We start from the raw sequence: 19,963 nt of genomic DNA, 5'->3' as shown, positions 1-19,963 counted from the left end.
TAACGGCTATCCCGACGTCCGGCGCCATGCCCGGAGGCCGCCGTCCACACGGCTGTAGGGCTTATCGGTACAAGGTCTGTCGTGAGTTGGCATAGCCCATCATCGAATTGATTGTTGCGGCGCGCGGCCGAGCTGTAGGACAATTGTTCCGTGAATACGCTCGGCTCACGTCTCCACGGGTTCGCGCTGCTCTCCCTGATGCTTGCCCTCGCTGCCGGGTGCGGCAGCTCGCCCGACGACGCCGACGCCCCGGCGAGCGGCCAGGGCGACGACGAGCCGCCCCGGATGGTCGGGATGACGGCGGCCCACAACGCGGCGCGCGCCGCGGTCGACCCGCCCGCCGAGCAGCCGCTGCCCCCGCTCTCGTGGTCGTCCGAGCTCGCCGCGGTGGCTCAGGCCCATGTCGCTAAGTGTGTGTTCCGCCACAGCGCGAACGGCTATGGAGAGAACCTCTTCGCGACGTCGAGCGGCGCCTCACCCACCCCCGAGGATGTCGTCGGCTCGTGGATCAGCGAGGCGGTCAGCTACGACCTCGCGAGCAACGCCTGCAGCGGCGCCACGTGCGGCCATTACACCCAGGTGGTCTGGGCCGACTCCCTGCGGCTCGGCTGCGGGATCGCCAGCTGTGCGGACGGCTCACCGTTCGAAGGGGGCAGCGCCTGGCAGTTCTGGGTGTGCACTTACGATCCTCCCGGCAACTTCGTCGGCCAGCGCCCCTACTGAGCCGAGCGCGCAGCGCGCCCTGAGCCGCCCGCGTCGCGCCCGCGCGTAGGTATAAAGAAGCCGGATCGCTGCGCGAAGAAGTGTGGCGCGGCGAACCGAAGTGGCGGGACCGCGCGCGTCGCGACGCCTCGTTCATGGGTCGAAAGAGCGGGCCCCGCGCGGCGCAGAGCGCGCCAAGGGGCGCATCGGGGTGCCGCAGGCACACGTCGCCCTCCGGGAGTTGGTCTGGCCCGGGATGTTCTGGCGGCTATGGGGCGTCCCCGAGCGCTTTGCGGCGCAGGACGGTGCTCTTCCAGTACGGCGGCCCTCGGTTGGGTGAGCGGCCTGGAACGTCGGTCGGCTCACCGAGCGCGGTGAGGAAGCGGGCGATGTTGCTCGGCTCGGTGATCATGGCGACGAGCTTCATCCTGCCCTTGCAGGCCGTGCACTCGAGGACATCGAGCGCAAACGTGCGGCGCAGAAGCTCGGCGCGGGTCGTCGACCGCCCGGTAGCCGCCCCGCTTGCGTCTGGGAGCGGGCTCGTCGTCCGCCTTCGCGGGCTGTTGCGGCTTCGCAGGGCGCGGTCCGATCAGCTTGCGCGCCAACGTGGGCAGCTAGCAGACGCGAGCACCCCCGCGGCACCCTGGCGGTGCCTTATGGCGCGCTCGCCCCGGGCGACGACATGCGCGCGCACGTCGCCTTCTTCATCGAGCTGCGCGGCGGCCGCATCGCGTCGCAGCGCGAGTACAGCTGCTTCGAGCCGTGGTGCGCCGCGCCCGCCGGGGGCGACCCCGGACCTCTGCCGATGATGGGCAGAGGTGGAGTCCAGGACGAAGCGCTCCTCCGCGGAGGAGCGCGTCCGGGCGGCGCGCGGGCGCGACGGCTTCGCGGGGGTCAGGGGGTGTAGATCTCGACGCTCGGTTGGAAGTAGCCCATGACGATCACCCTGCCGTCCGCGAGCAGGAGCATCGAGTTGTCGTGGTGGGTACGGATCTCGTTCATCGGCCCCGTCGCGGCCCAGGTGTTCGATACCGGATTGTAGATGTCAGCGCTCGGGAGGTCGCCGCTACCGCTGTACCCCCCGGAGACCAGCACCCTGCCGTCGTTGAGCCGCGTCGCGGCCAGCTCGGCGCGGGGAGTGGTCGTGGGACCGGTTAACCAGGTATTCGTCCCTGTGCGATAGATCTCGGAGATCGACGGATAGCCGCTCGCGTACCCTCCGACGATCAGCACGTCGCCGTTGTTGAGCAGCGTGGCGGAATGGGCCGTGCGTGCCTCGCTCATCTGGCCCGCGGACGACCATGTACCGGCTGTCGGGTCGTAAATCTCGGCGGTTTTGAGGTGCGTGCTGCTGCCGCGACCTCCGGTGACCAGCACCTTGCCGTTCTGGAGCAGCGTCGCGGTGTGACCGGAACGGATACTGGACATGGACGCGGCTAGCGACCAGGTGTTGGTCGCCGGGTCGAAGAGCGCGGTGCTCGCCAGCCCGTTGTTGGATTGGAAATCCGCTCCCCCGGCGACCAGCACCTTGCCGTTCTGGAGCAGCGTCGCGGTGTGACCGGCACGGGCGAGAAAAACGCTCGTGGATCCCACCGACGACCATGTGTTGGTGGCGGGATTGTAAAGCTCGGCGGCGGCCAGCCCAGCATTGGCGTCCCAGTGCCCCACGACGAGCACCTTGCCGTTCCCGAGCAGCGTCGCCGTGTGAATCGTTCGGACCGACGCCATGCTGGCGGCGGATGTCCATGTGTCGTTCGTCGGATTGTACAGCTCGGCGGTGGCCACAAAGTTGCCGGTAGTATTCTCCCATCCGCCCGTCATGAGCACCCTGCCGTCCTGAAGCAGCACCGCGGCGCCTTGCGTGTGGCGCCCGATGTTCGGCGCCGCGTACTTCCATTTCTCGGCGTTGTGGTCGTAGAGCTCGACGCCCGCCAGGTACTCGGTGGAGATGGATCCATACTTGAGACCTCCCGTGACGAGCACCTTCTTGTTGTCCAGCAGCGTCGCGGTGTGCTGGGTGCGCGCGCTCCCCATCTGCTTGACCCCGATCCAGGTGTTGGTCGCCGGGTCGTAGGCCTGGGCGCTGCTCGTCGCCGTGGTGGCCGCGGTGTCTCCGCCCGTGACGAGCACCTTGCCGTCGTCGAGCAGCGTCGCCGCGTGGGAGCTGCGGGGGGTGGCCATCGGCGCGGCCGCGGTCCAGCCGAGCGTCGCCGGGTCGTAGAGCTCGGCGCTCGACAGCTCATGGGATGTCGGGTGGTAGCCGCCCACCACGAGCACCTTGCCGCTGTTGAGCCGCGTCGCTGTGTGATGGTAGCGGGCCGTGCCCAGCGACCCCGTCGACGACCACGTGTTGCTGTTCGGGTCGTAGAGCTCGGCGCTCGTCAGGTAGGTACTGCCGTTGCGTCCGCCCGCGACGAGCACCTTGCCGCCCGCGAGCGACGTCGCCGTGTGCCCGTGGCGGGCCGTGGCCAGGGACGCGGCCGACGACCAGCTGTTGGACCCGGGATCGTAGAGTTCGGCGCTCGACAGCGTGGAGCTGGCGCCGATGCCGCCGGTGAAGAGCACCTTGCCGTTGTCGAGCGGCGTCGCGGCGTGCCCGAATCGGGCCGCGACCAGCGACCCGGCCGACGACCAGGTGTTCGTGTTCGGGTCGTAGAGCTGGGCGCTCGCGATGGGCACGTTGGTGGCGTTGCTGCCGCCCGCGATGAGCACCTTGCCGTTGTTCAGCCGCGTCGCCGTGTGAGAGCGGCGGGCCGTGGTCAGCGACCCGACCGATGACCAGCTGTTGGCGATCGGGTCGTACAGCTCCGCGCTCGCCAGCACGGCGCCGTTGTAGCCGCCCACGACAAGCACCTTGCCGTTCTGGAGCAGCGTCGCGGTGTGCGCGCTGCGCGTCGTGCTCATCGTGGCCGCCGGCGCCCAGATCGGGTCGACCAGCGCCGGCTCGCCCCCCGCGTCCGCCCACAGCTCGATCGTTGCCCCACGCACCTCCAGGCGCGCCGCGATCGGCCGACCGCCGCGCGCGTACGCCGCCGGTGCCGTCACGCGCAGCCGCGCCGCGCCCGCCTCGTCGACCACCTCGACCGCGTCGCCCTGCTGCCGCAGCGTCGCGCCCTCGACCTCCCACGCCGCCGCGGGCGCGTCCGCGCGCGCCGCCCCCGCCTCCAGCAGCAGCCACTCCTCGTAGCCCTCGTCGATCGCCGACCAGAACGACGTGCCGCCCTTGCGCGGATACGCCACCGCCCGCTCGACGATCTCGCCCTCGCCGTCGGCGTCGAGCTCGCGCACGCGCGCCTCGAACCCGCCGGGCAGGTGAAACCGGATCTCGCCCTCGCCGCGCGCCGGCAGCGCCGCGTGCAGCCCGCCGCGGCGCGCGAAGGCTGCCTGCAGGTCGAGCTCACGCGTCAGGTCACCGGTCGAGGCGAGCGCGAAGCCGCCCTCGACCGCGACGAAGCCCTCGCTGGCCTGGAGCACCACGGGCGCTTGCTCGGGGAACTGGAGCCGCAGGTCGTCGCTTGAAGGCGGCTCGGGGCCGAGCGCGCAGCCGGCGCCGCCGGCCGAGAGCGCTCCGCCGAAGAGCCAGGCCGATAAGATGAATAGCCAGCGTTGGAATGGGGATTGAAAACGCATCACGGATCTCCTCTTGAGCCAGCGGCTCCGCGAGACGGAACGCCTCGTGGGTGCGCGTAAGCGCACGCGTGTATCCGTGTGCCGCTTGCAGGGGACGTACCAGCCCGATGTCCGCGGAGAAGCGCCGTCACCTCCCGCCCGCCCCGCTCCGCGATGGCCGCCGAAGTTGCGCAATCCAGTTTGGGTTTTGCGGAGGCGAGCATGCCCGGCGCCGAAGCGACGAACCTCGATACCATCACCCGCTTCCTCCGCCCCGTGGAGGGCGGCGTCACGCTGCGACCGTGACATGTCACGTGACATGTCACATGACATGTCACGGTCGCAGCGTGACGATTTTCGTTCACCCCTAGGAAGTCAGGGTGAACCCCTGACCGCAGGAGGCGGGCGATGTTGCTCGGCTCGGTGATCATGGCGGCGGGCTTCATCCTGCCCTTGCAGGCCGGGCACTCGAGGAGAAGCAACGATGGCTCCCTCACGGGAGCCAGGGCAACACCTCGCTCTCGTTCTAGGCGCGGCGCCCCGCTCCGAGGCGCCGCGCCGTGCCGCTCACCCGCACCGAGGGCAACCGCTTCGGCGAACGAGCTCCCCACGCTCGCAGACGCTGCGTGACCGTCTGTAAGTTCCGATACTTGGCGGACCGCCGAACCTACGCGCCCCGCGGGCTGGGAGGCTGGAGGTAGAACGGGCTTACCTCCTCATCGAGCGTCTCGTACTCCTCCGAACTCGACTTGTGATTCAGGTACATGAGGACCGCCCGCGCGGCCTCCTGCAACGGCATGGGCGGCGCTCTGGTGCCGTCCCATGCTTCGCAGAGCGCCCGGAAGCTCTCGAGGCGCTCGAGCAGCGCTAGCCACCATGCCCGCGTCTCCGGCTGATCTCGGCGGACTGGCCGGAAGGTGGCGAGCAGGCTGTCGATGTGGCCGAGCGCTGGGCGGCGCAGATCCGCGGGGGGGGATCTTCGCGACCATCCTGGGCGACGCGAGATAGCCGAACCACACGAGGGCTGCGGCGAAGGTGGCCGTATCCGGGATCGCTGCCAGCTCCGCCTCGGTGGGCGGCGGGCGTGGGTCCTGGTCTTCCGGCTCAGGGGGCATGGCGAGTCCCTCTATCATTTCGGTCTACAGGGCTGAATCCAGTGGGCCAGCTGGCTTCCGATCGCGGGTTTTAGGCTAGCCCTCACAGGCGAGCGAGCCGTCCGTCTTCGAGCAGCACCCAGGGGGCCACAGGTGAGTACGCCTCGGTCCCCGCTACGGGAAGGCGCGGCGCGTCCGCGAGCTGATCGAGCCCCTTGTCTCGGAGTCGCGTACCACGTTCGGTGAGGCGGTACACCCACGACTTCATCGCAACCTCAGGCCTCACGTCGGGGGCGCGCTCTACGAACTCGTTCGAAGCGTGCCTCGCCCATTGGGCCAGACGATCTTCCAGGAACAGGTCGCCTGTACAGGAGAGGAGCTCCCGCAGTTCCAATCCAGACTGCGACTTGTGGCAGAACACGGACACGTCAGTTTGGTACTCACCTGCCGAGAGGATGGTCAGGATGAGTTTATCGAGTTGGCTGAGGCGCAGGGTACCTTCCGTAGTCTTCCTAGGAAAGAAAGATGACAGAAGTCCCCACAAGGGGGCAAGTTCCGGAAACCCTTCGACACCAGCGATGCAGCTTTCGACGAAGGGCAAAGGATCCTCATCGGCGTAGCTTTCCCAGAGGCGAACGGCACGCTCGTAGCGTTCCACTGGCCAAGGGCACGACGTAGCGAGACGATCCAGAAGAACGTTGTCGAGATGGTCGGCGACCGACGCGGAGCAGTTGAACCGCGGCACGCTCGGTGGCTCGCGGAACCTATTCATTGTGCCGTAGACACGCTCGAGCTCGACGATGAGGACGTCACTGCACGCGATCCCGATGTGCCGCAGCCAGCTACAGACCCTCCATAGGTTCACTCGTTCATGGAGGCTCTCTGATACCCACAAGACGACGGGCAGCTCCCAGCGAACATCCTGCGAATAGAGCCGATCCCACTTTTGGCCCGATTCGTCTGCACCCGAGCGCATCTCAGACAAAGAGCACCAGGCCTCACGCGTCCGGACGTGTTCCAGGGCATCGAGGCGGCTCGGCCCGACAACAAGGCAATCTGACGAACGCACGACGTTGGCCGCGCCGAGTTGCACCAGGCGGTCTGCTGTTGGCGGGTCAAAGGCAACATGCGTCGCATCGAGAAGGGCAGGCAGGTCCGTCGTGTTCATTCGAATCCACAGCTGTAGCATTCACTGTACTTGTACGGGCGCTTATCCTGACAATCCTCGCGACAGTAATCACAAAGGCTCCGATGGCCGATCGGACGCGTGCACGGTCGCCCCATGTCCCTGCACTTTTCGTACATCTCGGTACATTCGTGAACTGGCGTGCAGCCTGCCATTCACGCGGACGAGTCGCTGCCCACGTCTTCGCTTCCGCCTTCGTCTTCCTTGCCGTTGCTTGGAAAATCTCCTGCCCCTGCGGATTCTGTCGGGTATCCAGCACCCGCGCTTCCCGACTCCACTGTGTCGCAAGTGTAGGATAAGTCGCATGCCGACACGAGCATCGCTGCGAGCCCACCGCACAACACGGGCGCGCTCGCCTTCATCACCGACCCATGTTCCACGTATTCCCCCGTTTCGAACGCGCGCATCGATCCCCTACCGGAAAGTCGGCGTCAACCGGTGATCTGCAATCCTGCCCTGCGGTCATGCGCCCTGGGGATGGGCTCGGCGGGTTGCGTCGAGCGTCGGCAAGCTCGGCACCGTCGCCATCCGTCCACTGGGAAAGTACGTCCCGTACGGATCTTATGACGTCTATAACCGGACATTACGGGCGTCGCCCTGGGCTCGTCTGCCTCCGCGGATCGTCTGCGGACCGCGTCGTCCTTCCGAGAAGATCCCGACTGGTCAGGAAACCGGAACGTCTCGGCGGCGATGCCCCCGTAACCTCGTCGCTGGACCAGATATCCCAGCTCACGCCGCCTTGCCCGGCAGCCTGAGCTCATAGGAGACGCTCTCCAGCGTGAGCTGGTCCTCGTCGAGGTAGGCGATGCCGATCGAGTCGACGCCACGCCCGGGGCCGCCGTAGCCGCCGGGACCCCCGTCGCCCCCATTGGCACCCTGACAGGACCACAGGCCGCCCCTTAAGGTGGTCCTCCCCCGCTTGCGGTGCCGTTCGCGAGGCGGGATCGACCTAGTCGCCGTCCGCGCACGCCGGGGGAGGGCAGCGGCCTTCCAGGATGTCGCGGCACACCTTGTCGCGCGCCTTCTTGTCGACCGCGCCGAGCGCGGCGTAGATCTGCTGCGTGCTGCACCCGAGCGAGCCCTCGACCGTGAGCGGGCCGCACGCGTTGAACACCTGCGGCGCCGGCAAGACCGCGCAGAGGGCCTCGCAGGCCGCGATGTCCGCGAGCTCGAGCGGGCACACGGCCGCGTAGAGCGTGCACATCACCTCGCATCGCCCGACGCACCCGGCGCCGCCCTCCGGGCCGAGCGGCCCGGCCGCGGTGCAGCCGGCGGGATCGCCGGTCTCCGCCGCGCGGCACCCGGCATACCCCTCGGGCGACGGCATCGCCTCGCAGACGGTGCAGCACGCCTCGACCGACGGGTACTGCGGCGTGAGCTCGCAGAGATCCATCGACCGGGCGCAGTGCGCCGAGCACGCGGCGATCTCGCACGGGCCAGCCTCCTGCGCGGGCGGAACCCAGCTCTCCGGGCTCCCATCGCCGGCGTCGCCCGCGGCGGCGCCGCTGTCGATGCCGTCGCCCCCGGCCGAGGTGTCGCCGCCCTCGCCGTCGGGCAGCGGGGCGACGACCTGACACCCGGCGATCCACGCGGCGAACGCGCAGGCGGCAGCGCGGCGCGCCCTCACAGCGTCCCTCGCATGCTGATGTAGCCCGGACCGACCGCCCAGGTGACGCTCGAGGCCGGGGCCTTCGAGCGCTCCAGGCCGAGGGTGATGCCGCCGACGGCCGCGCCGGCGATGGCGAGGCCGAACCCCACGTTCGAGACCCAACCCAGGGCGTTGGCGTCGCCTCGCGCATCTGCGGAGCAACCCGAAGCGCCCTGCCGGCACGCCTCGGCGAGGTCGTTCCTCGCGCTCAGGTAGGCCGCGCCCACGCCGAGCCCCACCGCCAGCCCGGCGCCCGAGGCCACGAACCCGCCGATGGCCCACGGCGAGACGCCGTCCGGGCGGGGCTCCGGGGTGAGCGCGACGTCGAGCGCCGTGATCTCCCGCTCCGGGACGTAGACCCGCTGCCGGGCGCCGACGTAGCCGTCGGCCTCGACCTCGACCCAGTGGTTGCCAGGATCGATCAGGGTCCCCTCCGAGGAGGCCTTCACCTCCTGGCCGTCGATCCGGAGCTTGGCCCCGGCGGGGCTTGGCACGAGCCGCACCTTCAGCCGGGGGATGCGGTCGTCGAGCTCGTCGCGCAGGGCGTCTGCGCGGCGCCGCGCCTGCATGAACGGCCAGGGCTCCCCGGGGAGCGCGCGCGACGAGGCGATCGTGGACGCGAGCTCGCGCGCCTCGCTGAGCCGGCCGATCGCGGCGAGCGCCTTCGCCACCTCGATGGAGGTCGAGGGCACGCGGACGAGCTGCTCGGCGCGCTCGTAGGCGCGGAGCGCCTCCGCGTACCTCCTCAGGATGAAGAGCTCGTCGCCCAGGTACACGAGCTCCCGGGCGTCGCGCCGCGCCTTCTCGTCCGCGGCGCCGCCGGCGGTGTCCGCCGCGTCGCCGGCGAGCGCCGGCGGCGACGCGAGGATCAGGCTGGTGATCATCATCAGCGTGCTGGGCCGGGGGCGCATGGGTCTCCTCTCTGTCAGAAGCCGAGATCGCGGCGCCAGCGCGTGCGCGTCGCGACCGTCTTGCCTGGCGTCGCGGCCGGCGCGGCGAGCGCCGCCGGCAGGGCGCTCGGGGCGCCAGACACGGCCGGCACCCTGGCGTCGGCGGCCGCCCGGGTCGCAGGCTGCGCCGTGGCCGCAGCCCGCGCCTCGGCCTGGTGCGGCCTGGCGTCGTCCTGCGCCGTGGCCGCCGCTCGCGCCTCGACCTGCGGCGCCGTGGCCGCGGCCCGCGCCTCGGGCTGCGGCCCGATCGTCGCGCACTGGGCCGCGGGCTCGGCGGCGGGGGCGGCGCGCCCGGGCGCTCCGCCAGCAACCATCGCGAGCGACGCGGTCTGCGCTGCCGGCGCGGTCCGGGCGACGCCGGAGGCCCCCGCCCACGCCAGGGTGCTGAGGCCCATGACGGCGCCCGCGGCCAGGGCCCAGGTGCGCGCTCGCGCCCGCTGCCGGGGCGAGCTCGCGCCCAGCGTGCCGAACGGCATGAGCGTGGTCACGAGGGACGAGAAGCCTTCGCCCGAGCCGAGGGCCTCGCGCGGGGGCATGAGCTCGGTCTGGGCGGGCCGCGCGGCGCGCGGGGCCGCGACGGCCGCGTCCAGCGCCTCGAGGACGGCGCGCGCGCTCCTGGCGCGGCGCGCCGGGTCGGGCTCGAGCAGCGAGAGGACCCAGGCGTCGATCGCGGGCGGCACATTCGGGGCGAGCCGGGACGGCGGCGGGGGCGGCCCGCGGTCGATCGCCACGGCCACCGCGGCGACGGTGGCGCCGCCGAAGGGGATCTGCCCGGTCAAGCAGAAGTAGGCGACGACGCCGAGGGCCCAGAGATCGCTGTGCGGTCCGACCCGCGCGCCGCCCGCCATCTGCTCGGGCGACATGAAGTGCGGCGTCCCCAGGATGGCGCCCGTGACGGTGAGCCGCTCGGCCTCGTCGACGGTGTTCTTGGCGATGCCGAAGTCGAGCACCTTCACGAAGGGCTCCCCCTCGCCCTCCACGAGGAAGATGTTCTCGGGCTTGATGTCGCGGTGAACGATGCCCGCCTCATGCGCCCTGGCCAGCGCGGCGCAGAGCTGGCGGAGGATGGACACGGTCTCCTCGAGCGACAGCCGCCGGCGGCGCTCGACCAGATCTTGCAGCGTCTGCCCTTCCAGGTGCTCCATCACGATGTAGGGGACCCCCTGGTCGGTGAAGCTCACATCGAACACGCGCACCACGTGCGGGCTCTGGATGCGGGCCGCGGCCTCGGCCTCCCGGTGGAGGCGCACGACGGCCAGCGGGTGGTCCATGTACATGTCGCGAAGGAACTTCACCGCGACATGGGTCCTGAGCGCGACGTGCTCGGCGAGCCAGACGCTCCCCATCCCTCCCTGGCCGAGCGCGCGGATGAGCCGGAGCTGGGAGCCCACGTGCATCCCCGGCAGCGGCCCGCGCTCGGAGCTCGACGCGGTGTGGCAGCCTGCCTCAGCTGAGGCGATCAGGCAGGGCGATGGCTGGGTGGCCTCGCCTATTCCTAACGTCTTGCTCATACCGGAGCTGGCTTGCACGCCGCGAGCCATCGCTCTGGCAGAGGGGTTGCGGGGACATGCGCCGGCGTCGGGGTGTCCCGTCGTGGCGTGGAGCCGCGCTGCGTAGCGCCCTCGTGACAGTTCGCTACAGGCGCGCTGGCGGCTGCGCTGCGCGCTGTCGACGCCGGCTCACGGACGGTTCACGGCCGCCGTCCTCGCGCGCTCCACGCGTCGCCCTGTCGCCGGAAACCGTGACGTAACGCGAACTGCGCTGTCAGTGGACGCGACGGGGGACGCGCCGAGGGCGCAGGTCGAATCGGGGCTTGTCGTCCGCGCGCCGAGTCACCAGGGTAGGCCGGGCGATGCAGCCTCTCCTCCTCTGTTCCCTGCTGGCTGGCGTCGGCCTCCTCGCCGCGGCGTGCGACTCGCGTCCCGCGGAGGCGCCCAGTCCGGTCGTTCTTCCGCCCGTCGCTCCGGGCGAGCTCCGCAGTCCGGAGGCGTTCGCGGCGATCCGGGACGACGACGCGCGCGCGGCCTCTCTCTTCCTCGAGGCGAGCAAGGTGCTGCTCCACCCGCGCTGCGTGAACTGCCACCCTCACGATGGCGTCCCGCGCCAGGGCGACGCCGGCGAGCGCCACAGCCCGCTGGCCGAGCGCGGTCCGAACGATCGCGGGGTGGCGGCGATGGAGTGCACGTCGTGCCATCAGGCGCAGAACCTCGAGCTCGCCCGCGTCCCCGGGGCGCCGGGCTGGCACCTCGCGCCGGCGGAGATGGCGTGGCTCGGGCGGTCGCCGGCGGCGATCTGCGCGCAGATCAAGGATCCGGCGCGCAACGGCAAGAAGACGCTCGCGCAGATCGTCGAGCACTCCAACCGCGACGAGCTCGTGGCGTGGGGGTGGGCGCCCGGCCACGGCCGCACGAAGGCGCCCGGCTCGCAGGCGGCCTTCGGCGCGCTCGTCGACGCGTGGGTGAAGGCGGGCGCGGCGTGCCCGCCCGAGGAGTCCCGACCATGATCATCCTGAAGGTGAACGGCGCGGAGCAGAAGCTCGACGTGGATCCGGACATGCCGCTCCTCTGGGTGCTGCGCGACGTGCTCGGCCTCACGGGGACGAAGTACGGCTGCGGCCAGGCGCTCTGCGGGGCGTGCGTGGTGCACCTCGACGGCGAGACGGTGCGCGCCTGCGTGACGCCGGTGAAGCGCGCCGCGGGCGGCTCGGTGACGACGATCGAGGGGCTCAGCCCCACCGGCGATCACCCGCTCCAGCGCGCGTGGGTGGAGCTCGGCGTCCCGCAGTGCGGCTTCTGCCAGGCGGGGCAGATCATGAGCGCGGCCGCGCTCCTGCGGAAGACCCCGCGGCCCTCGAACGACGACATCGACAGGTCGCTCGCCGGCAACATCTGCCGGTGCGGCACGTACACGCGCATCCGCGCGGCGGTCCGCAAGGCCGCCGGCCTTCCCACGGAGTGAAGATGGAACAGCAACGGGTCGTCCTCCTCCGCCGCTCCTTCCTCGCGGGGCTCGGGCTCGCGGTGGGCGGGCTCGCGCTCGGGGTCGCCGAGGCCGCGCCGCCCGCGCCGGCTGTGCCGCCCACGCCCAGCGGCGCGCAGGCGCAGCCGGGGCTCCGGACCGGGGTGTTCCTCCACATCGCGCCCGACGGGACGGTGTCGATCGTCTGCCACCGGTCGGAGATGGGGCAGGGGATCCGCAGCTCGCTGCCGGTCCTCGTCGCCGACGAGCTCGGCGCGGACATGGCGCGGGTGAAGATCGTGCAAGCCGACGGCGACAAGGCCTACGGCGATCAGAACACCGACGGCTCGCGCAGCGTGCGCGGCAGCTACGAGGCGATGCGGCGCGTGGGCGCGACCGCGCGCGCGATGCTCGTCGCGGCCGCGGCCAGGAAGTGGCGCGTCCCCGCCGCGGAGTGCGTCGCCCAGCAGCACGCGATCCACCACGCGAAGTCGAAGCGCTCGCTGGACTTCCGCGAGCTCGTGGCCGACGCGGCGAAGCTCCCGGTGCCCGACGCGGAGGCGGTCGCGCTCCGCCCCGCCTCGGAGCTCAAGCGCGTCGGCGGCCCGCTCCCGCTGCTCGACGGCCCGGCCATCGTCACGGGCGCGGCCCAGTTCGGCGCGGACGTGCGCCTGCCGGGCATGCTCACCGCGGTCATCGCGCACCCGCCGGTCGTTGGGGGCAGGGTCGTGCGGTACGACGGGACGCGCGCGCTGGCGGTCCCGGGCGTGAAGAAGCTCGTGGAGCTGCCGGCGCCGAAGGGCGTCGGGGTGGGGTTCCAGCCGCTCGGCGGCGTGGCGGTCGTGGCGGACACGACGTGGGCCGCGATGCGCGGCCGCGCGGCGCTGCAGATCACATGGGATCACGGCGAGAACGCGTCGTACGACTCGGCGAGCTACCGCGAGGCGCTCTCGCGCGCGGTGCGCGCGCCGGGCAAGGTCGTGCGGAAGGTCGGCGATGTCGACGGGGCGCTCAAGGCGGCGGCGCGCACGGTCGAGGCCGAGTACTACGTGCCTCACCTCGCGCATGTGGCCATGGAGCCGCCCTCGGCGGTGGCGAAGGTCGACGCGGGCGGCTGCGTGGTCTGGGCGCCGACGCAGAACCCGCAGGCGGCGCGGACCGAGGTGGCGCGGGCGCTCGGCGTCGAGGAGGGCAAGGTCACCGTGCACGTGACGTTCCTCGGCGGCGGCTTCGGCCGGAAGTCCAAGCCGGACTACGTCGCCGAGGCGGCGCTGCTCGCGCGCGAGCTGGGCGCGCCGGTGCGCGTGCAGTGGACCCGCGAGGACGACGTGCAGAGCGGCTACTTCCACAGCGTCAGCGCGCAGCACCTCACGGCGGGGCTCGACGCGAGCGGCAAGGTGACGGCGTGGCTGCACCGGACGGCGTTTCCGCCGATCCCGTCGACGTTCGACGCGAAGGTGAAGACCCCGAGCGAGAACGAGCTCGGCCTCGGCGTGCTCGATCTCGCGCTCGCGGCCCCGAACGTCCGCGCCGAGGCGTGCGACGCGCCGGCGCACGTCCGGATCGGGTGGCTCCGGTCGGTCTGCAACATCTTCCACGCCTTCGCGGTGCAGAGCTTCATCGACGAGATCGCGCACGCGCGGCAGGCGGATCCGCGCGAGGTGCTGCTCGAGGTGCTCGGCCCTGCCCGCAAGGCGACGCCCGCCGAGCTGGGGGTCGACAAGGTCCCGAACTACGGGGCCTCGATCGAGCAGCACCCGGTCGACGTGGGCCGCCTCCGGCACGTCATCGAGCGGGTGACGGAGCTCTCGGGGTGGGACGCCGCGCGCAAGGCGGGCCGCGCGCTGGGCCTCGCCGCGCACCGGAGCTTCCTCACGTACGTGGCGGTCGTCGCCGCGGTCTCGAAGGACGCGCTCGGCAAGGTGAAGGTCGACGAGGTGTGGCTCGTCGCGGACCCCGGCACGGTCATCAACCTGGACCGCGTGCGCGCGCAGATGGAAGGCGCGGTGGTCTTCGGGATGAGCATCGCGCTCCACGGCGCCATCACGATGAAGGGCGGCGCGGTCGAGCAGACGAACTTCCGCGACTACCCGGTGGTGCGGAGCCCGGAGGTGCCGGCGCGGATCCACGTGGAGATCGTGAAGAGCGACGCCCCGCCCGGGGGTGTCGGGGAGCCCGGGGTGCCGCCGGTGGCGCCCGCGATCGCGAACGCGGTGTTCGCCTTGACGAAGACGCGCGCGCGGGAGCTCCCGCTGCGGCGCCTGGGGCTGTGACGGAGCTTCGGGCCGGGCAGCGCCCCGCTGCTCACGATGTCCCCGTTTTGCCCTCCTGTTGATAGATGTCCCTGATGTTGATCTCCATGAAGTTGTCCGGCTTCGCGAGGGGCGTGAAGCCGAACTGCCGGTAGAGCCCGTGCGCGTCCGCGGTGGCGAGCAACGTCCGCCGCAACCGGAGCCGGCCGAGCGCCTCGGTCACGTGGGCGATCAGCGCTTTCCCGTATCCCTTTCGTTGCTCCGTCTGGACGATGAACACGTCGGCCAGGTACGCGAACGTCGCCCGGTCGGTGATCACCCGGGCGAACCCGATCTGCGCGCCCGCCTTGTAGACGCCGAAGCAGAGCGAGGCCTCGATCGCTCTCTCGACCACCTCCCGAGGAATGCCCTTGCTCCAGTAGGCAGAGGCGAGGAAGGTGTGGATCAGATCGAGGTCGAGACGCGATTTGTCCGACGAGATGACGAGTTCTTCGTTGGTCTGGTGGTCCACGCTGGCGATCCTCCGTTGAGCTGCGGGCTGCGGGGCTGACCCCTCGTGGCCTCGCCGGCGACCCCTGTGTCCGTCGCCTCGGGGCACGCCATCCGAGGCGCCGGCCGGCGTCAAGGAGAGGCGGCCGGCCGTGCTGCGCTGCGCGCGCTCATGGGCGATGTCGTCGCTGGCGTGCCACGGTGGCGACGAATACGGGGTAAGCAGCATGCTCACGTTCCTCGGGGTCGTGGTCGTGGTCGTCGGCTTCGTGGCCCGGATCCATCCGCTCCTGGTCGTAGCGGCGGCCGCCATCGTGACCAGCCTCTCGGCGGGAATGGGCCTCGTCGAGGGGATCTCCGTCCTGGGCAAGGCGTTCAACGACAACCGCTATGTGAGCCTCGTCTGGCTCGTCCTGCCGGTCATCGGTCTCCTGGAGCGCTCGGGCCTCCAGGAGCGGGCCCGCGCGTTGATCTCGCGGGTGAAGACGGCCACGACCGGGCGTATCCTGCTCGTGTACTTCGCGGTGCGGCAGCTCAGCGCGGCGCTCGGCCTGACCTCGCTCGGCGGCCACGCGCAGATGGTCCGGCCGCTGATCGCGCCCATGGCCGAGGCCGTGGCGGAGAACCGGTATGGACCGCTGCCGGACAGGACGCGCTGGCTGATCCGCGCCTCGGCGGCGGCGGCCGACAACGTGGCGCTGTTCTTCGGAGAGGACATCTTCCTCGCCATCGCGTCGATCCTGCTCATCAAGGCGTTCCTCGAGCAGAACGGCATCTTCGTGGAGCCGCTCCAGCTGTCGGTCTGGGCCATCCCCACGGCGGTCCTGGCGCTCCTGATCCACGGGACTCGGCTCCTCCTGCTCGACCGGCGGCTCCACCGCGAGCTCGCCCGCACGGACGCGGGGAAGGCGGCCGAATGATCACGCTCGATGTCGTCTACCTCGTGGCAGGGCTGTTCTTCGCGGCGTCGGCCGTCCTGAGCGCGGTCGACCGCGAGAACTCGAGGCGGTGGAAGAACACCCTGTTCTGGGGTCTCCTGGCGATGAGCTTCCTCTTCGGCTCGCGCCTCGGGGATCTCGGCAACGGGGTGCTCGTCATCTCGCTTGTGGCCCTCGGGGGCATCAGGGGCCTGGGCCAGGGGCGCCCCGCCACCACGACACCCGAGGAGCGGCGCGCCAGCGCCGAGCGGCGCGGCGACCTCCTCTTCGTCCCGGCGCTGATCATCCCGGCGACCGCCCTCCTGGGCGCGCTGGTCCTCAAGCGGGTCGAGATCCACGGCGCGCACTTGCTCGACCCGAAGCAGGCGACGCTGATCTCGCTCGCCCTCGGCGTGGTGCTGGCGCTCGCCGTCTCCGTGGCGTGGTTGCGCCCGCCGCTGCTCGCGCCTCTGCAGGAAGGCCGGCGCCTGCTCGACATCGTGGGCTGGGCGGCGATCTTGCCCCAGCTGCTGGCGGCGCTCGGGGTCGTGTTCGCGGCCGCGGGCGTGGGGGACGTGGTCGGCGAGCTGGCCGGGAGCGCGCTCCCCCGGGGCGGCCGCCTCGCCGCGGTGGCCGCCTATACCATGGGCATGGCGCTGTTCACGGTGATCATGGGGAACGCCTTCGCGGCGTTTCCCGTCATGACGGCGGCCGTGGGGCTCCCCCTGATCGTGCGCCGGCTCGGCGGCGACCCGGCGATCATGAGCGCCATCGGCATGCTGTCCGGCTTCTGCGGGACGCTGATGACCCCCATGGCCGCGAACTTCAACATCGTCCCAGCGGCCCTGCTCGGGCTACCCGATCGCGACGGCGTGATCAAGGTCCAGCTCCCCACCGCGCTGCTCCTGCTGATCGGGAACACGCTCCTCATGTACCTGCTCGCCTTCCGGCGCTGAGGTCGCCATCGCATGACGCACGCCCTGACACCGGACATCGCCTCGCGTCTCGCCGCCATCGCGCTCGGGCACGTGACGCGGGAGTATCCGAACAAGCTCGATCACGTCATGGCCGGCCCCGAGGACGTGAAGGGCCCGCGCGACCTTCACCCCATCTTCTACGGCAGCTTCGACTGGCACTCGTGCGTTCACGGCCACTGGCTGCTCGCGCGGATCCATCGCCTCTTCCCTGGCGCGCCCGGCGCCGCGCCGGTCCGCGGGCTGCTCGACGCGCAGCTCACGGGCGAGAAGGTCGCCGGCGAGCTCGCCTATCTGCAGCGCCCGTCGAGCCGCGGCTTCGAGAGGCCTTATGGGTGGGCGTGGCTCCTGATGCTGGCGGCCGAGCTCTCGCGGTACGAGACCGAGGAGGGGCGGCGCTGGTCGGCCGCGCTGGCCCCGCTCGGCGACGCGTTCGCCGGCCGGCTCCTCGAGTACCTGCCCAGGGCCACGTATCCGGTCCGCGCCGGCGCGCACACGAACAGCGCCTTCGCGCTCGCGCTCGCGCAGGAGTACGCCGCCGTGAAGGGCGATGAGCGGCTGTCGCTGCGCTGCGCCGAGGCCGCCCGCGCCTGGTACGGCCGCGACGCGGACTGCCAGGCGTGGGAGCCCTCGCAGGACGATTTCCTCTCGCCCGCCCTCGTGGAGGCCGAGTGCATGCGCCGGGCCCTGCCCGGACCGGAGTTCCGCGGCTGGTTCGCGCGGTTCCTGCCGCGGGCGGCGCGCGGCGAGCCCGCGACCCTGTTCGAGCCCGCGACGGTCAGCGACCGCAGCGATGGCAAGATCGCCCACCTCGACGGGCTCAACCTGAGCCGCGCCTGGTGCTGGCGCTCGCTCGCCGCGGCGCTGCCCGAAGGGGACGCGGTCCGCGCCCGCGCCCTCGACGCGGCGGAGCGGCACCTCGACGCCAGCCTGCCGCACGTCGCCGGCGACTACATGGGCGAGCACTGGCTGGCGAGCTTCGCCCTCCTCGCGCTGGGCGAGGGCGTCGATTGACGCGTCACGGGGCCGCGGAGCGGTGCTCTGCGGCGGCCGGTGTTGCAGCGTCTATGTCGTGGAGCGGGAGACGGGATTTGAACCCGCGACGTCAACCTTGGCAAGGTTGCACTCTACCACTGAGTTACTCCCGCAAACGGCGAGCCCAATGCTCAAATGCTCAGGAAACCACTCTCGTGCGGCGTGGACAGCGATGAGGCTGAGCGCGCCGGGACCTCCGAGGAGGTCGTTTCCGTCGATGGGCGCGGAGGAGTACCAACCGACGTCGCCCTAGTCAAGCACCGATGTGCATGGTCGTGGAGCTTCTCAGGAACGGAGAGCTGGGTCCCATGGTTTTCCGGGTTCCGACACCGGCGGGGCCCGGCCGTCGCCGACACATTGCATCTCTCTACCCCGCGCCGCGGGCGTACCTCCTGAGCTTCCGGTAGAGCGTCGACGCCCCGATCCCGAGCTCCGCGGCGGCGCGGGCCTGGTTGCCGCCGTGCCGCTCGAGCGCCGCGAGGATCGCTCGCCGCTCGACGCCCTCCAGCGTCCGCGCGGCCGGCTCCTCGCCCCCGCTGCCGGTCGGCGCGGCGCCGCGGACGTCGTCCGGCAGGTCCTCCAGATCGGCGACGCCTCCCCGCGCAAGGGCGACCGCGTGCTCCACGGCGTTCTCGAGCTCGCGCACGTTGCCGGGCCACCCGTGGCGCTCCAGCGCGCCTTCGGCCTCCGGCGTGAAGCCCGCGACAGGCCGATCGAGCCGTCGCGACGCCGTCGCGAGCAGCGCCCGCGCGAGCGGCAGGACGTCCTCCCGGCGCTCGCGGAGCGGCGGAAGGCGTATCTCGATGACCCGCAGCCGGTAGTAGAGGTCCCGCCGGAAGCGGCCCGCCGCCGCGTCGGCCGCGAGATCGCGGTTCGTTGCCGCGAGGATCCGGGCGTCGACGTGGCGGCTCGTGTTCTCGCCGACGCGGCGCACCTGCCGCTCCTGGAGCGCGCGGAGGAGCTTCGCCTGCACCCCGGGCGGGGCCTCGCCGACCTCGTCGAGCAGTAGTGTGCCCCCGCGCGCCGCCTCGAACAGCCCGGCGCGGTCGTGGGTCGCGCCGGTGAACGAGCCGCGCGCGTGCCCGAAGAGCTCGCTCTCCAGCAGCGTCTCGGTGATCGCCGCGCAGTTGACCGCGACGAACGGGCCCGCGGCGCGCGCCGACGCGCCGTGGATGAGCCGCGCCACCCGCTCTTTCCCGGCGCCGCTCTCGCCCGTGAGCAGGATCGTCGAGTCCACCGGCGCGACCCGCCGCGCGCGGTCGAGGGCCCGCTGCATCGCCGGGCTCTCCGCGACGAGCGGGGTCGGCGGCTCGCCCCGCGGCGCGGCGAGGGGCAGGGCGCTCGCCTTCGCGTCGAGGCCGCGCCCTGTCGCCCTCCGGGGCGGCGCGGGCTGCGCGGCCTCGCCGAGCGATAGGTCGAGCACGCTCTCGCGGAAGAACGGCAGGTGCTCCTCGAGCGCGCCGCCCCACGCGGCGCGCGTCCGGCCCTGGAAGTGGCAGACGTCGTCGCCCCGGCCGATGCACCGATCCTCGATGACGTAGACCGCCTCGCCCGTCGCCCGGGTCATGTAGCCGCTCGCGATGCCGGCGAGCATCCAGCAGACCGGCTCGTCCGCGCGGCCGAGGTGCAGGAGGTGCTGTTCGGCCTCGTACGATGAGAGCAGCGTGGCGCCGCGCGAGGCGAGGGGCGTCGTGTCCCCGGGCGCGAGCCGGATGAAGCCCTGCAGCGTGTGGAGCAGGGCCCCTGCGCCGTGCAGCTCGGCCTCGCTGTCCCAGGGGAGCCGGGACACCATCGCCTCCGCCATCCGGGCGCCGTGCTCGACGCCGAAGCGCGTGAGCACGGCGCGCGCCCCCGCGTACCCCGCGAGCCGGACGAGCTCCCCGCGCAGCGTCCCGAGCGCCCCGGCGTCGAGGATGACCGCGCGCTCCCCGGCGAAGCGGACGACACCGCCGCGCGCGTCGACGTCGAGCAGCTTCCGGATGTCGAGATCGGCTGCGCGCATGGGACGACCTTTCAGGGCGACAGGCGTGACCGGTCACCCTGACCGGCGGGCTCGCGAAGCGCCACGGACGAGCCGCGGATCTCCCGTGGAAAGCGGCCTCTCCCGCGCGGGCCCGGCGCGTGCTCGGGGCGTCGCGGGAGGTCTCTT

At 71.7% G+C, this 19,963-nt stretch carries 17 protein-coding genes and 1 tRNA gene; 8 read left to right on the top strand and 10 right to left on the bottom strand.

Annotated elements, in window-relative coordinates; translation table 11 throughout:
* Positions 1-150: 150 nt before the first annotated feature.
* On the top strand, positions 151-723 hold the full coding sequence (locus WME82_RS33860; protein ID WP_438038673.1) for a CAP domain-containing protein: 573 nt from the start codon (positions 151-153) through the stop codon (positions 721-723).
* Between the two features lie 247 nt (positions 724-970).
* On the opposite strand, the gene WME82_RS33855 is transcribed toward WME82_RS33860, so the two are convergent.
* Positions 971-1,129 carry a hypothetical protein gene (locus WME82_RS33855; RefSeq protein WP_437962252.1) on the bottom strand — a complete coding sequence of 53 codons (159 nt, stop codon included), beginning with the start codon at positions 1,127-1,129 and terminating at the stop codon, positions 971-973.
* Between the two features lie 222 nt (positions 1,130-1,351).
* Here WME82_RS33855 and WME82_RS33850 point away from each other — a divergent pair, with 222 nt between their 5' ends.
* The gene (locus tag WME82_RS33850; protein ID WP_438038672.1) at positions 1,352-1,609 is read left to right on the top strand and encodes a hypothetical protein; all 258 of its coding nucleotides are present in this window, start codon (positions 1,352-1,354) and stop codon (positions 1,607-1,609) included.
* Here the strand turns inward: WME82_RS33850 and WME82_RS33845 are convergent.
* The 6 genes from WME82_RS33845 to WME82_RS33820 all read right to left on the bottom strand — a co-directional run bounded on the left by WME82_RS33845 (position 1,597) and on the right by WME82_RS33820 (position 10,586).
* Complete coding sequence (locus WME82_RS33845; protein ID WP_438038671.1) at positions 1,597-4,332, bottom strand: kelch repeat-containing protein; 2,736 nt, start codon at positions 4,330-4,332, stop codon at positions 1,597-1,599. The two genes, WME82_RS33850 and WME82_RS33845, sit on opposite strands and share 13 nt — an antisense overlap.
* A gap of 646 nt (positions 4,333-4,978) precedes the next feature.
* On the bottom strand, positions 4,979-5,110 hold the full coding sequence (locus tag WME82_RS33840) for a hypothetical protein (RefSeq protein WP_438038670.1): 132 nt from the start codon (positions 5,108-5,110) through the stop codon (positions 4,979-4,981).
* Positions 5,111-5,508: 398 nt separating this feature from the next.
* Positions 5,509-6,573 (bottom strand): DUF1835 domain-containing protein, encoded by a 1,065-nt coding sequence (locus WME82_RS33835; protein ID WP_438038669.1) that lies wholly within the window; start codon positions 6,571-6,573, stop codon positions 5,509-5,511.
* A gap of 967 nt (positions 6,574-7,540) precedes the next feature.
* Positions 7,541-8,218: a hypothetical protein gene (locus tag WME82_RS33830; RefSeq protein WP_438038668.1), complete on the bottom strand. Its 678-nt coding sequence runs from the start codon at positions 8,216-8,218 to the stop codon at positions 7,541-7,543.
* Positions 8,215-9,150 carry a PEGA domain-containing protein gene (locus tag WME82_RS33825; RefSeq protein WP_438038667.1) on the bottom strand — a complete coding sequence of 312 codons (936 nt, stop codon included), beginning with the start codon at positions 9,148-9,150 and terminating at the stop codon, positions 8,215-8,217. The genes WME82_RS33830 and WME82_RS33825 overlap by 4 nt, the downstream gene beginning before the upstream one ends.
* 14 nt (positions 9,151-9,164) lie before the next feature.
* Positions 9,165-10,586, bottom strand: a complete 1,422-nt coding sequence (locus WME82_RS33820; protein ID WP_438038666.1) for a serine/threonine-protein kinase — start codon at positions 10,584-10,586, stop codon at positions 9,165-9,167.
* A 455-nt stretch (positions 10,587-11,041) separates the two neighbouring features.
* Here WME82_RS33820 and WME82_RS33815 point away from each other — a divergent pair, with 455 nt between their 5' ends.
* From WME82_RS33815 to WME82_RS33805, 3 genes are read left to right on the top strand one after another with little or no spacing between them, the layout of a single operon-like run.
* Positions 11,042-11,692 carry an Isoquinoline 1-oxidoreductase subunit gene (locus tag WME82_RS33815; RefSeq protein WP_437740625.1) on the top strand — a complete coding sequence of 217 codons (651 nt, stop codon included), beginning with the start codon at positions 11,042-11,044 and terminating at the stop codon, positions 11,690-11,692.
* Complete coding sequence (locus tag WME82_RS33810; protein ID WP_438038665.1) at positions 11,689-12,147, top strand: (2Fe-2S)-binding protein; 459 nt, start codon at positions 11,689-11,691, stop codon at positions 12,145-12,147. The genes WME82_RS33815 and WME82_RS33810 overlap by 4 nt, the downstream gene beginning before the upstream one ends.
* Before the next feature lie 2 nt (positions 12,148-12,149).
* Positions 12,150-14,420: a molybdopterin cofactor-binding domain-containing protein gene (locus tag WME82_RS33805; protein ID WP_438038664.1), complete on the top strand. Its 2,271-nt coding sequence runs from the start codon at positions 12,150-12,152 to the stop codon at positions 14,418-14,420.
* A 31-nt stretch (positions 14,421-14,451) separates the two neighbouring features.
* Here WME82_RS33805 and WME82_RS33800 read toward each other — a convergent pair whose 3' ends face one another.
* Positions 14,452-14,910: a GNAT family N-acetyltransferase gene (locus WME82_RS33800; protein WP_438038663.1), complete on the bottom strand. Its 459-nt coding sequence runs from the start codon at positions 14,908-14,910 to the stop codon at positions 14,452-14,454.
* A 205-nt stretch (positions 14,911-15,115) separates the two neighbouring features.
* Here WME82_RS33800 and WME82_RS33795 point away from each other — a divergent pair, with 205 nt between their 5' ends.
* Genes WME82_RS33795 through WME82_RS33785 form a run of 3 tightly spaced genes read left to right on the top strand, consistent with a single transcriptional unit; the run spans position 15,116 to position 17,793 of the window.
* Positions 15,116-15,808 carry a DUF969 domain-containing protein gene (locus WME82_RS33795; RefSeq protein ID WP_438038662.1) on the top strand — a complete coding sequence of 231 codons (693 nt, stop codon included), beginning with the start codon at positions 15,116-15,118 and terminating at the stop codon, positions 15,806-15,808.
* Positions 15,805-16,761: a DUF979 domain-containing protein gene (locus tag WME82_RS33790; RefSeq protein ID WP_438038661.1), complete on the top strand. Its 957-nt coding sequence runs from the start codon at positions 15,805-15,807 to the stop codon at positions 16,759-16,761. The genes WME82_RS33795 and WME82_RS33790 overlap by 4 nt, the downstream gene beginning before the upstream one ends.
* A gap of 12 nt (positions 16,762-16,773) precedes the next feature.
* On the top strand, positions 16,774-17,793 hold the full coding sequence (locus WME82_RS33785) for a DUF2891 domain-containing protein (RefSeq protein WP_438038660.1): 1,020 nt from the start codon (positions 16,774-16,776) through the stop codon (positions 17,791-17,793).
* A 59-nt stretch (positions 17,794-17,852) separates the two neighbouring features.
* On the opposite strand, the gene WME82_RS33780 is transcribed toward WME82_RS33785, so the two are convergent.
* Positions 17,853-17,927 (bottom strand) — tRNA-Gly (locus WME82_RS33780).
* Positions 17,928-18,181: 254 nt separating this feature from the next.
* On the bottom strand, positions 18,182-19,816 hold the full coding sequence (locus tag WME82_RS33775) for a sigma 54-interacting transcriptional regulator (protein WP_438038659.1): 1,635 nt from the start codon (positions 19,814-19,816) through the stop codon (positions 18,182-18,184).
* Between the last annotated feature and the right edge of the window lie 147 nt (positions 19,817-19,963).

It is taken from the genome of Sorangium sp. So ce128 (assembly GCF_051525245.1).
Taxonomy (GTDB): domain Bacteria; phylum Myxococcota_A; class Polyangia; order Polyangiales; family Polyangiaceae; genus Sorangium; species Sorangium cellulosum_B.
The sequence above is the reverse complement of the archived record's forward strand: the minus strand, read 5'-3'. Positions and strand labels throughout refer to the sequence as shown.

What these genes read in the sequence shown, in the direction of transcription:
- WME82_RS33855 (WP_437962252.1), bottom strand. Translation starts at nt 1,129, where the DNA reads ATGAAGCTCGTCGCCATGATCACCGAGCCGAGCAACATCGCCCGCTTC.
- WME82_RS33845 (WP_438038671.1), bottom strand. Translation starts at nt 4,332, where the DNA reads ATGCGTTTTCAATCCCCATTCCAACGCTGGCTATTCATCTTATCGGCC.
- WME82_RS33795 (WP_438038662.1), top strand. Translation starts at nt 15,116, where the DNA reads ATGCTCACGTTCCTCGGGGTCGTGGTCGTGGTCGTCGGCTTCGTGGCC.
- WME82_RS33775 (WP_438038659.1), bottom strand. Translation starts at nt 19,816, where the DNA reads ATGCGCGCAGCCGATCTCGACATCCGGAAGCTGCTCGACGTCGACGCG.
- WME82_RS33805 (WP_438038664.1), top strand. Translation starts at nt 12,150, where the DNA reads ATGGAACAGCAACGGGTCGTCCTCCTCCGCCGCTCCTTCCTCGCGGGG.
- WME82_RS33810 (WP_438038665.1), top strand. Translation starts at nt 11,689, where the DNA reads ATGATCATCCTGAAGGTGAACGGCGCGGAGCAGAAGCTCGACGTGGAT.
- WME82_RS33785 (WP_438038660.1), top strand. Translation starts at nt 16,774, where the DNA reads ATGACGCACGCCCTGACACCGGACATCGCCTCGCGTCTCGCCGCCATC.
- WME82_RS33790 (WP_438038661.1), top strand. Translation starts at nt 15,805, where the DNA reads ATGATCACGCTCGATGTCGTCTACCTCGTGGCAGGGCTGTTCTTCGCG.
- WME82_RS33825 (WP_438038667.1), bottom strand. Translation starts at nt 9,150, where the DNA reads ATGCGCCCCCGGCCCAGCACGCTGATGATGATCACCAGCCTGATCCTC.
- WME82_RS33820 (WP_438038666.1), bottom strand. Translation starts at nt 10,586, where the DNA reads ATGCACGTGGGCTCCCAGCTCCGGCTCATCCGCGCGCTCGGCCAGGGA.
- WME82_RS33815 (WP_437740625.1), top strand. Translation starts at nt 11,042, where the DNA reads ATGCAGCCTCTCCTCCTCTGTTCCCTGCTGGCTGGCGTCGGCCTCCTC.
- WME82_RS33840 (WP_438038670.1), bottom strand. Translation starts at nt 5,110, where the DNA reads ATGCCGTTGCAGGAGGCCGCGCGGGCGGTCCTCATGTACCTGAATCAC.
- WME82_RS33835 (WP_438038669.1), bottom strand. Translation starts at nt 6,573, where the DNA reads ATGAACACGACGGACCTGCCTGCCCTTCTCGATGCGACGCATGTTGCC.